At 58.9% G+C, this 13722-nt stretch carries 10 protein-coding genes; 3 read left to right on the top strand and 7 right to left on the bottom strand.

What is annotated here, in order from left to right; genetic code table 11:
* Window positions 1–87: 87 nt before the first annotated feature.
* From BI343_RS15760 to BI343_RS15735, 6 genes are all read right to left on the bottom strand, one after another.
* Window positions 88–2085, bottom strand: a complete 1998-nt coding sequence (locus BI343_RS15760; RefSeq protein WP_244886672.1) for a M13 family metallopeptidase — start codon at window positions 2083–2085, stop codon at window positions 88–90.
* Between the two features lie 88 nt (window positions 2086–2173).
* Window positions 2174–2596 (bottom strand): ExbD/TolR family protein, encoded by a 423-nt coding sequence (locus tag BI343_RS15755; RefSeq protein ID WP_071110411.1) that lies wholly within the window; start codon window positions 2594–2596, stop codon window positions 2174–2176.
* Window positions 2597–2607: 11 nt separating this feature from the next.
* Entirely contained in the window at window positions 2608–3051 is a 444-nt protein-coding gene (locus tag BI343_RS15750; protein ID WP_071110410.1) for an ExbD/TolR family protein, read from the bottom strand.
* Window positions 3052–3057: 6 nt separating this feature from the next.
* Window positions 3058–3804, bottom strand: a complete 747-nt coding sequence (locus BI343_RS15745) for a MotA/TolQ/ExbB proton channel family protein (protein WP_071110409.1) — start codon at window positions 3802–3804, stop codon at window positions 3058–3060.
* A gap of 36 nt (window positions 3805–3840) precedes the next feature.
* Entirely contained in the window at window positions 3841–4494 is a 654-nt protein-coding gene (locus tag BI343_RS15740) for a hypothetical protein (protein WP_071110408.1), read from the bottom strand.
* Window positions 4495–4591: 97 nt separating this feature from the next.
* Window positions 4592–7150, bottom strand: coding sequence for a TonB-dependent receptor (locus BI343_RS15735; protein WP_083341014.1), 2559 nt, complete (start codon window positions 7148–7150; stop codon window positions 4592–4594).
* 739 nt (window positions 7151–7889) lie between these two features.
* On the opposite strand from BI343_RS15735, the gene BI343_RS15730 reads away from it, so the two are divergent.
* From BI343_RS15730 to BI343_RS15720, 3 genes are all read left to right on the top strand, one after another.
* Window positions 7890–9527: a S53 family peptidase gene (locus tag BI343_RS15730; protein WP_139165764.1), complete on the top strand. Its 1638-nt coding sequence runs from the start codon at window positions 7890–7892 to the stop codon at window positions 9525–9527.
* Window positions 9528–9778: 251 nt separating this feature from the next.
* Complete coding sequence (locus tag BI343_RS15725; RefSeq protein WP_083341012.1) at window positions 9779–11398, top strand: S53 family peptidase; 1620 nt, start codon at window positions 9779–9781, stop codon at window positions 11396–11398.
* A 100-nt stretch (window positions 11399–11498) separates the two neighbouring features.
* On the top strand, window positions 11499–12131 hold the full coding sequence (locus BI343_RS15720; RefSeq protein ID WP_071110407.1) for a HugZ family pyridoxamine 5'-phosphate oxidase: 633 nt from the start codon (window positions 11499–11501) through the stop codon (window positions 12129–12131).
* A gap of 7 nt (window positions 12132–12138) precedes the next feature.
* Here BI343_RS15720 and BI343_RS15715 read toward each other — a convergent pair whose 3' ends face one another.
* A complete protein-coding gene (locus BI343_RS15715) occupies window positions 12139–13584 on the bottom strand; it encodes a PhoPQ-activated protein PqaA family protein (protein ID WP_169829027.1) in 1446 nt (481 codons plus the stop codon).
* Window positions 13585–13722 lie beyond the last annotated feature (138 nt).

The raw sequence follows: 13722 nt of genomic DNA, 5'->3' as shown, positions 1-13722 counted from the left end.
AGCCGCGCTGGGGGAGGGTTTGTGCAACAGCGCCCAAAGCCCGCGCAATCGCATGGCGCGGGCTTCAGATGCGCTTCCTTCAGACGCTTACCAGATGCGGATGCGCTCCTCCTCTGGCTTGTACATCTTATCGCCAGGCTTGACCGCAAACGCGCGCTGGAAGGCGTCGCTGTTCGAAGTGGCGCCGATGGCGCGGAACGCCTCCGGCGAATGAGGGTCGCTCACCAGGCGCTGCAGCAAGGCCTCATCGCGCATCTTGCCCCGCCAGACCTGCGCAAAACCATAGAAGAAGCGCTGATCGCCGCTCATGCCGTCAATCACCGGCGCAGCCTTGCCCGCCAGCGACAACTGGTAAGCCTTGTAAGCGATCTGCAAGCCCACGTTATCCGCGATATTCTCACCCAAGGTCAGCTTGCCGTTGATGTGCTTGCCTGGCAGCGGCTCGTACGCCTCATACTGCGCCACCAGCTTGCTGGCCAACTCATGAAAGCGCGCCTTGTCTTCAGCCGTCCACCAGTCGCGTAGATTGCCGTCGGCATCATATTGACTGCCCTGGTCGTCGAAACCATGGCTGATCTCATGGCCAATCACCGCGCCAATCCCGCCATAGTTGGCCGCGTCATCGGCTTCGGCATTGAAGAAAGGCGGCTGCAAAATGGCTGCGGGAAACACAATCTCATTTTGAGACGGGTTGTAATACGCATTGACCGTTTGCGGGGTCATGCCCCATTCCGTCCTGTCCACCGGCTTGCCCAAGTGGGACAATTGCCATTGGTAATCGAAGCGGTTGGCGCGCTTGACGTTGCCGACCAAATCATCGGCTTTGATCTCCAGTCCTGCATAGTCGCGCCAATGCTCGGGATAGCCGATCTTCAGCATGTACTTGGATAGTTTGAGCTGCGCTGCCTGCTTGGTCTGCGGCCCCATCCAACTCAAGCCGTCTATGCTTTGCCGATAAGCCTGCATCAGATTGCCTACCAGCTCCTGCATCTTCAGCTTATTCTCAGGCGGGAAATGCTTGGCCACATACAACTGGCCCAAAGCTTCGCCCAACGACGACTCCACCAATTGGACGCCACGCTTCCAGCGCGGGCGTTGCTCCGGCGTGCCTGACAAAGCCTTGCCGTAAAAGTCGAAGCGCGCATCCACCATCGCCTTGTTCAGATACGGCGCATAGCCGTCCAAAATGTGCGCGATCAGATAATCCTGCCAATTCAGCAGAGGCTCTTTCTGTAAGAGCTTGGCCACGCCGGCCACATATTCCGGCTGCGCAACATTGAATTCGCCAACCTCGGCCATGCCCGCCGCGGTGAAAAAGCCGCGCCAATCGACTTTAGGCGCCAGCTTGGCCAATTGCGCCGGCGTCATCTTGTTGTAGGTTTTTTGCGGATCGCGATTTTCCACCCGGCTGCGCTGCAACTGGGCTAATTTAGTTTCCAGCGCCATCGCTCGCTTGGCGCACTTGTCCGGCTGGGCATAGCCGGCCTGACGAAACAGCCTCGCCAGATAACTCTGGTAAGCTTCGCGCATTTTGACGAAACGCGCATCCTTGCCCAAATAGTAATCACGATCCGGCATGGCCAGGCCGCTCTGGTAAAGCTCTGGCAGATAGGCGGTGGCATTCTTCGCATCAATGTTCACATACAGCCCAATCGGCAATTTGACATTGCCGGACTGCCAACCGCCCAGCAGCCGCGCCAGTTCTACACGGCTGGACAGCATGGTCACCGCCTGCAGATCCGTCTCAATCGGCTGCAGCCCCAGCTTTTCCACCGCAGCCTCGTCCATGAAGCTGGCGTACAAAGCGCCAATCTGCCGCTCATTGCCCGCCGCGTCTTTTTTCGCAGAGGCCGTTTCAATCAGGCTGCGGCTGCGGGCCTCGCTCAGATCGCGCAATTCTTTGAAAGCGCCGTCCCAGGATTCGCTGGCGGGGATCTCATGCGTATCCAGCCACTTGCCATTGACCGCCAGATAGATGTCGTCCTGCGGCCGAACTTGGGCATTGAAGTTAGCAGTATCAATGCCGGATACGCCATGCGCCCATGCCTGCCCCGCCAGGAACAGGGCCAAAGCCAATGCTTTCATTTTCATTATCCATCCCTCTATCCATGCACTCAGCGCGAAAAGAAAGGCAGCCCATGGCTGCCTTTCGTGTCAGATCATTTTGATCCCGTTACTGCAGGAACTGTTCCGATCCCACTATCCCCAGCTTCGTCAATCCCAAACGCTGCGACTCCGCCAGCACCATCGCCACCGGCGCATACGTCGCATCCTTGTTCGGCTTGATGTGCAGCTCCGGTTGCGGATCCGCCTTCCCCGCCGCCGTCAGCTTCGCTTCCAGCGCCTCTCGGTTCGGCAAACGCTCGCCGTTCCACATCACCGCGCTGTCCGGCGTGATGTCGATCTGCACCACCACCGGCTTCACCTGCTGCTTCGACGGCGTGTTCACCGGCATGTCCAGCTTCACCGCATGCGTCTGGATCGGAATCGTGATGATCAGCATGATCAGCATCACCAACATCACGTCGATCAGCGGCGTGGTGTTGATTTCCATCATCAGGTCGTCTTCGCCCGACGACCCCACGTTCATCGCCATGCTCTTTCCTCCTAGTCCGCGCCCGCCGGGCTCGGCGGTTCGGTGATAAACGCGATTTTCACGATCCCCGCCTGCTGCACCGCCAGCACGATGCGGCCGATCGGCGCGTAGCGCGCGCTCGCATCGCCCCGGATGTGCACTTCCGGCTGCGGATCTTTCTTCGCTTCCTTCACCAGCCGCGCCAGCAGTTCCTGCTGATCCTTCACCGGACTCATGTTCCAGTAGATCCGGCTGTCCGGCCCCACCCCCAGCACGATGTTTTCCGGCTTGGTCTGCGTCGGAATGTTCTGCTCTTTGGGCAGCGTCATCTTCACTGTCTGCGTCACCACCGGCACCGTGATCAGGAAGATGATCAGCAGCACCAGCATCACGTCCACCAGCGGCGTGGTGTTGATCGCCGACAGCACTTGGTCTTCGTCGCCCTTGCCGTGGCCAAATCGTTTGTAACGCGCCATGGCTGTTTACCGGGTCGGGTTGTTCAGCAGGCTGGCGTGCAGGCGGCCCGATACCACGCGGACGTTGTCCAGCACCAGCTTGTTGCGGCGCACCAGCCAGTTGTAGCCCAGCACCGCCGGCACCGCGACGGCCAGGCCGATGGCGGTCATGATCAGCGCTTCGCCCACCGGGCCGGCCACTTTGTCGATGGAGGCCTGGCCGGAGGTGCCGATCTTCACCAGCGCGTGGTAGATGCCCCAGACGGTGCCGAACAGGCCGACGAACGGCGCGGTGGAACCCACGGTAGCGATCACCGACAGGCCGTTTTGCATGTGGTGGCTGGCGGAGTCCACCGCGTCTTCGATGGCCATCGCCACCCAGGTGTTCAGATCGACGCGGTTGGCCAGTTCGCCTTTGTGTTCGCGCGCGGCTTCGATGCCGGCGACGGCCACGGCGCTGTACATGCCTTCGTCGGCCAGTTCGCTGGCCGCTTTTTGCAGGTCTACGCCGTGGTGGCCCAGCAGTTCATGCCCCTGCTTGATCAGGCGGCGTTGTTCCAGCAGCTTGACGATGCCGACGTACCAGGTGGAGGCGGACATGATCAGCAGGATGATCAGCGTGCCCTTCGCCACGAAGTCGCCTTGCGACCACAGCGCGTCGATGCCGTACGGATTGGAGGTGTTGACGGTTTCGGCCGCCAGTGCCGGCAGCGCGCTCAGCGCGGCGGCAGCGCCCAGGACTTTGCCCAGAAATGCGCGAGTGATCTTGGTCATGGTATTTGCTCCTTTGTGTCTTGAGAGGCCCTGGTCTTAGGAGCCAGAGTCCATTTTGAAGCCGAATTCCTGTTTCAATTGGGAATTGGCCTGGCAGGTGTAACCCTGCAATGCGGTAGTAATGGCGGCTTTGAACGCGCTGCGATAACGCGGCGGAATGTCGCCGCTGAAATTGAAGCTGGCGTCGCCGCTGTATTTGCCGCTGGCGCCGACGCTGAACACCACGTTCACCACGCCCTGGATTTCGTCTTCCTGGGCCTTGGACGGGTATTCCGGCGATTCCAGATGGCTGCAGTTGGCCTTGGCGGACACCGGGCCTTTCGGCGCTTCCACTGCCGGCGCCGGCGTCGGGGCCGGTTGCGGCGCCGGATCGGCCGTCACCGACTGGATCGCGTTCTGCGATTGCACCATCGGCGGCGGATTGACCACCGGCGGCACATAGGCCTGCGGTTTCGGCGCCGTCGGCTGCTGCACCACTTTTTCGATCTTCGGCGGCGGTGGCGGCGGTGGCGGCGGCGGTTCGCTGATCACCGACACTTCCACCTTCTGCTGGATCACCTTCACCACGCCCTGGGCCAGACCGGTCACCAGCGCGTAGATCAGCACGGCGTGGAATATGATCACCCCGGCCAGACCGGCGCCGCGGCGGCTGCGCAGACCTGACTGTTGCCTTACTGCGGGATAGGACATTGTTACGTTCACTTCCTTAACGGCTTTAGTGGATTGCCAAGCGCAAAACGCCACCCCAGCAAAATCCCGGCTGGGGTGGCGACCTTCATCAGCGGAATTACATCTTGTAATTAGCCTTCAGGAAGTAGGCGCGGCCGGTCGGATCGGAAACTCGCGGATCATAACCTTGCTGGAATACATCCTGCTGATTACTGTAAGGTGGGTTTTGGTCAAACAGATTCTTCACCCCCAGCGTAACGGACAGCTTCTTATCCCAAACATAGGTTCCAGAAAGGTTCCAAGTCGAGTATGGGCGCACCATATTGCTCTGACCCAACGGATTCGCATCCGTGTACCCAGACTTGTAGTTTTGCGACAGGACACCACTCCACGCGCCATGGTTCCAACCCAAGGTCAACTCATGTTGCCAACGGAAAATGGCAGGCAGGCTACCCGGCACATTGTATTGCCCCAAGGAAGACTGGTAGCCTAGGCCATCACCATAGTCTTGCAGATACTTGCTGGTATAAGTGCCATCGAGACCTATGCTAAAAATGCCATAATGGGTCGCGGGAAGCTGCCAGCTGAACTTGAAGTCCAAACCTGCCGTACTCAAGCTACCAAGATTCTGGTAAGGCAGATTGATGTACTTGTAGTCGTTGGTAGCGGGATCACGCACGTACAAATTAGAAAAACGTGCGGCATTATTCGGATCCGTGATAGTCGACCAAGGTATCTGGCCAACAGCATCATGAATCATGGTCCACCAGAGATCTACGCTGGTAGTCATGTTCTTGACCGGTTCCAATACCATGCCGATAGACATGGACGATGCCTTTTCCGGCTTCAGATTCGCGCTGCCTGCATTGCCCAAGCGATACTGATCCGGCACACAGGCATTCGGTCCTGCGCCAGGTTGTTGTACGCCATTCGGGCAGTAAATTGGGTCGGTACCCTTACCACCCGTAAGACTGACATTGAATGGCTCATACAACTGATACAGCGATGGTGCTCTGAAACCTGTACTAGCGGAAGCACGGAACATGACTTTCGGATCGGGCTGGAACCGGAGCGCGACCTTAGGATTCAACGAACCACCGGCATCACTATAGTGGTCGTAACGTGCGGCGAGTTGCGCCTCAAAATTCTTGATGAGTGGCAGGTTCATTTCCGCGGAAAGCGCATAAATGTCGCGACTACCGCTTGCATTGGTCGCGAAGCTCTGACCAGTTCCCAACACATCCTTTGACAGGCTGTAATTGTAATTGTGGTACATGCTTTCGCGACGATATTCCGTGCCAAATGCAACACCTAGCGGGCCGCCTGCCAATTGTGTCAACTCTTTACTGACCTTGAAGTCAGCGCTATCTAGAGTCGTCTTGGCTTCGCTAATCTGCCCCGACCTCGACAGAGGCTCCCAATTGGCATAGCCTTGATCAAACGGATTGAAGGTGTTGTTGTTTATACCGTTCTGGATGGCGCTACCGCTGATCCATCCGGAAACCAAGCTATCAGTGACATAGTTCTCGCCATGCCCCAGACCCGCCTTATAATCCCAGCCTGCAATCAAACCTTCCATGCTCAGCTGGAGATTTTGCGTTGTGGTCACAGCTTGGTCTACTCGGTCACCAAGCGGCACAGAACGGCTCCAAAGTTGACCACCACCTGGCAAGATGGGGTGGCCAGGTGATGAGTCATATGCCGTAGGATCCGGAGCAATATAAGACGTATTCTTGGTTCGAGTAATGCTGTAGGTCAAAGACAACTCATGACTGTCGCCAATGCGCAAAGACCCCTTGCCAAACCCGCTGACCTGCTCCACATCGGGCGTGATACCCATGTAGAGACCAGGATACTCAATGCAGCGATTACCCGATGCGACAGAGTATGGCGGCAGGCATGTATTGTTAGCCCAAGTGCCATTAGGCAGTCTTACATTGCTCGGAAAGGTATTAGAACTAGTACTTGTATCCGAATTAACCGTGGAAGCAAACTTCCGGTCCATCGTCATGATGCGATCTATCTTTTGATAAGATACAGCACCAAACACATTGAACCCATCGCTTGCGAGATTGCCATAACCATAGCTTGCATTGACGCTACGACTCTTTCCACCCGAGTGCTGCGGGACGCTTAAGTCCCCACCAAAGGATAGCCCTTGGGCGGTTTTCTTGGTGATAAAGTTAATTACACCACCAATTGCATCCGTTCCATAGATCGCAGATGCGCCATCACGTAACACTTCAACGCGATCAATAGCAGCCAACGGAATAGCATTCAGGTCAACTGCGGTACCATCAAACGGATTGGTAGGCAGTCGACGACCATCTAGCAATACCAATGTATATTGCTGACCTAAGCCGCGCATATCTGCAAACGACGCACCGCCAGTAGCACTACCAGCCGCTTGGGAACTACCTTGGCTGGACTGATTAGAAGACAAGGTATTAACAACCTGCTCAACCGTCGTGATCCCTTGCTTTGCCAGATCGCTGGTGCTGACAATAGTCACAGGAGAAGCTTGTTCCTTCTTTATGGAATGCTTGATGTTCGAGCCCGTTACTTCAACGCGATCCAGCGTGCCGGAGCCATCCGAGTCAGCGTGCGCCAAAGGCATGTAGCCGACACTACCAATCAGCGACAGGGCCACCACCAGTGTTTTTCTCTTGTAGTTCATGATTTCTCCAAATCCCTTTTGTAGATATATCGCCCGCTCGCCTCGTGGGCGGCCGGATCTTTGTATTCGTCATGCCGAGCGAATGTGATTCGAGTGTGAAAGTTTGTAATGATCACCGTCAACAGCCATTTACTTTCTCGATATCACGAACAAAAAGAGAGATCACGCACTTCTGAAATAACGACAATCCGTCACACAGGCGTTTTATAAATTTCCTTGTAAATCAAGTGTAAAGAATCATTCACGTCACACATCGTCACAAAAACACATCTAAACACATATCTGCCCACCTATCTGATCATGGCCTTTTGTTGCTTTTTTGCATCCATAAACCTAGAGAGTGTTGCCGATTTCACAAAATCAGAACATTCACACACCTGCGATACATTAAAAAAAAACATACGAGGCATGCGGATTTGCATTTCACCAAAAAATCAACAAATGGAGCATTTGCACTATTTTGTCATTTTTCAAGGCGCCAAGCCTTCCAAAAACCTTAAAATTCTTTAATTTTCATTAATTTAAAGCCTTAAATATGAATTTGTATTAAATGCATTTGGCATTTACAGACTATCTGGACTATTGATTAAGCGTCGCATGAATTTGCGGCATGCCTTCTCAAAAAGGGGGCAGTCATGGGTAAACGGTTAAGACATAGCTTCGCAATATAAACCGAACCCTTATCAGGAAAAGGCATACCGCCCACCTGATCTACACACTGCAAAGAGGAGAAATTTGCATGATTGCAAAACATCACGCTGTCGCACTGATTGTTGCCGGCCTGTTCACCGCTGGCGCTCAAGCCGGTGAAGCCTGGGTCAATACCGCCACCCAGGCCCATCCGCTGGTTTCCACGCTGACGCGCTCCGCCACTGCCCAAAGCACTGGCGAAGTTGCCGCCGGCCAATCCGTGCATGTAGCCGTGACGCTGAAGCTGCGCAACAAGGCGCAATTGGATGCGCTGACCAGCAGCCTGCTGGCCGGCACCAGCCACAAGACACTGAGCCACAACGAGTTCATGGCCCAGTTCGCCCCCACCCAGGCTCAGGTGCAGCAGGTTGTAGCCCACCTGCAAAAGAGCGGCTTCCGCAATATCAAAGTCGCCGCCAACCGCATGCTGATCACCGCTGACGGCTCCGCCGCCACCGCCAAGACCGCCTTCAACGCGACGCTGCATCGCTTCAACGCCAATGGCCGCACCGCCTTCGCCAACGTGACCGCCGCCCAAGTGCCGCAATCGCTGGGCGATATCGTGCTTGCCGTCCACGGCCTGCAAAACGTTCACACCTTCCACACCACGCTGCAGAAAGCCGGCGTTCAAGCTTTCGCCAAAGCCAAGACCAACAGCGTGGTCGGCCATAATCCGACCGACTTCCCGCTGATCTACAACGCCAGCAGCCTGCCGCCGGCCAGCAACACCACCGTCGGCATCATCTCCGAAGGCGATTTGACCCAAACCCTGCAAGACCTGCAGCAGTTCGAAGATTCCGCCGGCTACAGCTATGTGCAGACCAATGTGATCAACGCCGGCGACGCCTCTTCCGACACCGACGGCGTAGGCGAATGGAACCTGGATAGCCAAGACATCCTGGCTGCCGCGGGCGGCGCGCTGCAACAAATGAATTTCTACGTCGCCACCTCGATGACCAACGCCGACATCACCGCAGCCTACAACTCGGCAGTCAGCGATGGCTCGGCCAAGGTGATCAACGTCTCGCTGGGCGAATGCGAAAGCGACGCGCAGAGCGACGGCACCGTCGCCTCCGACGACCAGATCTTCCAAACCGCCGTCGCTCAGGGCCAGACTTTCTCGGTGTCCACCGGCGACTCCGGCTCCGCCGAATGCGGCAGCAGCGCAGGCCAGAGCTATCCGGCCACCTCGCCGTACGTGATCGCAGTGGGCGGCACCACGCTGTCCACCAGCGGCACCAAGTACTCGTCGGAATCGGTATGGAACGGCGGCGGCGGCGGCCCCAGCGTTGTAGAAGCGGCACCGGCTTGGCAAACCAAGGCCGGCGTGCTGACCACTTCCAAGACCAAGCGCGGCGTGCCGGATGTGTCGTTTGACGCCGACCCGAACAGCGGCGCGCTGGTCGTGGTAAACGGCAGCAACCAGCAGATCGGCGGCACCAGCCTGGCGGCTCCGCTGTTCACCGGCTTCTGGGCCCGCATCCAGTCCGCTCACGGCAATAGCCTGGTATCGCCGAACCCGGCCATCTACCAGTACTTCAAGACCAATACCGGCCTGTACCACGACGTGACCACCGGCAACAATGGCGGCTACAAAGCCACCAAGGGCTGGGATTACGCCACCGGTTGGGGCAGCCTGAACGTGTCCGCGCTGAACACCTTCATCGGCAGCCACTCCGGCTTCTGATCGAAGCGGCTACGCTGACGGAAACCCCGGGCTTGCCCGGGGTTTTCTGTTATCCACGCGCCAATGCCGGTGTATCCAGCCATCCACACTTTGCGGATGCAATCTGAATTTTGCGTAAACAATTACAAATAAACCGGGTAATTTAAGAGCAATTACTTTACAAAAGCCAGCGCGCTCGCTATCTAGTAAAAACGCGTACTTCCCCGTCTATCATCCAAGGACGGGACGCGGTTTCTTCAGGGAGAAATGGCATGCGGGCAAGATATTCCACCCTTCTGCTGCTGATTGGCGGCGCATTCGGCATACCGGCGCAGGCCGCCGGCAACTGGACCGCCACCACCACTCAGGCGCACCCGGTGCAACAGCTGATACCCGGTGCCGTAGACAATGGCGAACTCGCTGGCGGTGAGCTGGTTCATGTGGCTATCAGCTTGGCGCTGCGCAACCAATCTCAACTGGATGCGCTGACCAGCAGCATCCAGTCCGGACAAAGCCAGCCGATCAGCGACGCGCAGTTCATGGCCCAATACGCGCCCACCTCGGCTCAGGTTCAGCAGGTGGTGAGCCATCTGCAACAGAACGGCTTCCGCAATATCACCGTCTCTCCCAACAATCTGCTGGTAACGGCCGACGGCAGCCACGCCACAGTTTACAAGGCGTTCCAAACCAAGTTGCATCGTTACAGCGTCAATGGCCGCCAGGCCTACGCCAACACCGCCAATGTCCAGGTGCCGGCCAGCCTGTCCGGCATCGTGCTGGCGGTGCACGGCTTGCAAAACGTCCATCAATTCCATACCGCCTTCCATGCCCAGAGCGTGGCCAAGGCCAGCACCGGCATCGTCGCGCACAAACCGACCGACTTCGCCGCTATCTATAACGCGGCCAGCCTGCCGGCTGCCAAGAGCGGTGTGGCCGGCATTATTGCGGAAGGAAACCTGAGCCAGACGGTTGCCGACCTGAACAGCTACGCCAGAAGCGCCGGCTTTGCCGCGCCCAGCGTGGCCATCGTCAATGCAGGCAGTCCTTCGTCCGACACTTCCGGCATCGTGGAGTGGAATCTGGATAGCCAGACCATACTCGCCGCCAGCGGCGGCGCGCTGAAGCAACTGCAGTTTTATGTGGCGCCGTCGATGAGCAATAGCGACATCGCCGCCGCCATCAATGCCGCGGTCAGCGCCAACAGCGCCAAGGTGGTCAATGTATCGCTGGGCGAATGCGAGCTGAGCGCGCAATACTCCGGCATGACCGCCAGCGTGGACCAAATGCTGCAAGCCGCCGTGGCGCACGGCCAAACCTTCTCCGTTTCCAGCGGCGATTCCGGCTCTTACGAGTGCGGCGGCGGCACGCCGTACCAAAGCTATCCGGCGGTATCGCCTTACGTGATTGCGGTGGGCGGCACCACGCTGACCACCAGCGGCGCCAACGCTTACAGCAGCGAAAAAACCTGGAGCGGCGGCGGCGGCGGACCGAGCTACACCGAAGCCGCGCCGTCATGGCAAACCGCAGCCGGCGTGTTGACCACCTCCAAGACACGCCGCGGGGTGCCTGATATCGCTTTTGACGCCGATCCGAACAGCGGCGAGCTGGTGCTGGTTGCCGGCAGCACCTATCAAGTAGGCGGCACCAGCCTGGCCGCGCCCTTGTTCAGCGGTTTTTGGAACCGTATCCAGTCGCTCAACGGCAATAAGCTGGTTTCGCCCAACCCAGCCATCTACAAGTACTTCAAGGCCAATCCCACGCTGTACCATGACGTGGCCAGCGGCAGCAATGGCGCATTCTCGGCCAAGGCGGGCTGGGACTATGCCACCGGCTGGGGGAGTTTGAACGTGGCGAATCTGAACGCCTTCGTCGCCAAGACCGCAGGGTTCTGAACGCATTTCGCCTTTAGATGGACGCCCCGCCCCGCGGGGCGTTTTGTTTTACTCGCCCTCGTCCTAGAATGTCGGCATCTTTCCCTGCCGGAAGCCCGATATGAAACCGGATCTCGCCATCAGCCTGCTGCATCAATGCCGGCACGCCACGCTAGCCACCCAGTCGCAGCATGATCCGGGCTACCCCTACGCCAGCGCCATCCAGTATTGCTGCGACGAGCATCATCATCCGGTATTCGTGGCCAGCGCCCTGGCCGAGCACAGCAAAAATCTGCAGGCCGATCCGCGCATCAGCCTGTCCTTGCTGGCCCCTGGCGACGATGCCGCGCAATCGGCCTCGCGGATGACGATATTGGGCGATGCGGAATGCTTCGAGGCGCCGGACGCTTTGCGTCAGCGCCTCTTGCGCTATATCCCGGAAGCCGAAGAGTGGCTGGCGCTGGATTTCATGTTCTTCCGGCTGCGGCCAAAGCGCCTGCGATTGATCGCCGGCCTGGGGCGCATGGGCTGGATAGACCAGAGCGCCTGGAGGGCGCTGCCGGCGCTGGTGCCGGATGTGGAGTCGGCGCTGCTAGAAGAGGCGCAGACGGCGCTGCCCGCGTCCATCCGCTTGCTGGGCTGCGATTATTTTGGCGCCGATCTGCTGGAGGATGGCCGCTACCGGCGCGCGGACTGGGAGGCGGCGTCTAAGGCCCCGGCCCAGATCCGCGACCGCCTATTACAGCTTGCGTGAAGCGGCCTCAGCCGCCCAGTTGCAGCCGCGGCGCGGCGACAGGCACGTTCGAGCCATCGGGATAGCGCTTGGGCCAGATCAGCGGCGGCGTGGTCCAGGTGAAATCCTTGCCCTCGAACTCGATGAAATAAGCCTGCCAGCCCGGCTGTGCGGCGTCAGGCGTGAATTCGAAGCGGCACTCGCCCAGCCGGCACTTGCCCTCGATCGGCTGCTCCTGATAGCGGATGCCGGAACGGAGGCGGAAATCGCGGCGGTCCGGATTGCGCGCCAGCCATAATCTGGCGTGGACCGCCGGCTCCCGGGTGCTCACGCTGATCCGGCCATTGCGCTCGTCCCCGTCCACGCTGGCCTCCGGCAAAGGCTTGCCAGCCAGCCAGCGGCCCATGAACTGTCGCAGCGCCTCGGCCACCTGCTGGCTGCCCACGTAATGGGACTGATTGGGCAGATAGCGCAGCTGCATCGGCCCCTTCAACATCGGCAGATAGCTCCAGGCGGAGTCCGGCACCGCGAAGTCGTCCCCGGACGCGGAAATCATGTATTTCGCCAGCCGCGCCATGCTTTCCGGGTAGTTGACCACGTCTTCGAACCGCAGCAAGGCGTCGAAGCCGGGGCTGCCGTTCAGCACCTCGCCGGTGATGCCGTTTCTGTCATAATCCCGCAGCGCCACCGGCCATTGCTTGCCGTAGCTGTTGTATACGTGGGTGAAATTTACGCGAATGTTCCAGAAATCGGCGACCACCGGCACGATGGCCTGGACCCGCTCGTCGTTCAATCCGGCCAGCCAACTGGTCCAGCCGCGCTTGGAGCTGCCCGAAAGCACGAAGGCGCGCGCATCCGGCAAGCTGGCCTGGATCGCATCCATCGCCGCGACGGCGGCCTGTGTCATCGGCAGATGCAAGGAGCTGAAACGGTCGGCCTCCGGCTGGTCCATGCTCTTGCGCCAGCTGTAGGCGACCAGCGCGTCCTCGCGGCCAGCCGGCTGTCCGTCCAGCTTCAGGCTCTGGTTGGGAGCGTAATACAGCTCGGCCACCGCGATGCCCAACCCGCGCGCCAGTTCGGCGATCGGCAACGGATCCTGCGGCGCTTGCGGGCCCTTCTCTGCATGGTTGCTGCCGCCGCTGATATACAGCAGCACCGGCGAGCCGGGCTTGCGTTCCGGCGGCAACGCCAGCTTCAATTCATGCTCCCACTGCGGCGCGTCGCTGGCCAGCGTGCTGCCCAGGCCCGGCCAACGCTGCGAGACAAAACTGTAGCTGCGCACGGTGACGCCGTCTTGCTCGCTTTCGCCAAGTAGCCTGGCGGGTTGCTGGCTGGCTTTGGCCTGTTTCAGATACTGCGCTACCGTTTGCGGATCGGCGGCAGCCGGGGCCTGCCCCGCTTGAGAGGAAACGGGAAGCCACAGGCACAGCGCGATGCCGGCGCCGCGCGCGGCGATGGATAAAGAAGCATTCATCAGGATGGCAGTCATATAATTTGAAGGATGGATTTTCATTGGCCGCGGGTAGAGCAAATGCACTCCCGCCCACGATGGACAGCCTCCGGCGCGATCCGTTCAGGCTATACGCTCGCTCCCCGCTCTTGCCGCCCAGCG

Source organism: Chromobacterium amazonense (assembly GCF_001855565.1).
GTDB classification, from domain to species: Bacteria; Pseudomonadota; Gammaproteobacteria; order Burkholderiales; family Chromobacteriaceae; genus Chromobacterium; species Chromobacterium amazonense.
The sequence above is the reverse complement of the archived record's forward strand: the minus strand, read 5'-3'. Positions and strand labels throughout refer to the sequence as shown.

Excerpts from the sequence above, each read along its gene's own strand:
- BI343_RS15760 (WP_244886672.1), bottom strand. The coding sequence starts at position 2,085 with ATGAAAGCATTGGCTTTGGCCCTGTTCCTGGCGGGGCAGGCATGGGCG.
- BI343_RS15755 (WP_071110411.1), bottom strand. The coding sequence starts at position 2,596 with ATGGCGATGAACGTGGGGTCGTCGGGCGAAGACGACCTGATGATGGAA.
- BI343_RS15750 (WP_071110410.1), bottom strand. The coding sequence starts at position 3,051 with ATGGCGCGTTACAAACGATTTGGCCACGGCAAGGGCGACGAAGACCAA.
- BI343_RS15745 (WP_071110409.1), bottom strand. The coding sequence starts at position 3,804 with ATGACCAAGATCACTCGCGCATTTCTGGGCAAAGTCCTGGGCGCTGCC.
- BI343_RS15740 (WP_071110408.1), bottom strand. The coding sequence starts at position 4,494 with ATGTCCTATCCCGCAGTAAGGCAACAGTCAGGTCTGCGCAGCCGCCGC.
- BI343_RS15735 (WP_083341014.1), bottom strand. The coding sequence starts at position 7,150 with ATGAACTACAAGAGAAAAACACTGGTGGTGGCCCTGTCGCTGATTGGT.
- BI343_RS15730 (WP_139165764.1), top strand. The coding sequence starts at position 7,890 with ATGATTGCAAAACATCACGCTGTCGCACTGATTGTTGCCGGCCTGTTC.
- BI343_RS15725 (WP_083341012.1), top strand. The coding sequence starts at position 9,779 with ATGCGGGCAAGATATTCCACCCTTCTGCTGCTGATTGGCGGCGCATTC.
- BI343_RS15720 (WP_071110407.1), top strand. The coding sequence starts at position 11,499 with ATGAAACCGGATCTCGCCATCAGCCTGCTGCATCAATGCCGGCACGCC.
- BI343_RS15715 (WP_169829027.1), bottom strand. The coding sequence starts at position 13,584 with ATGAATGCTTCTTTATCCATCGCCGCGCGCGGCGCCGGCATCGCGCTG.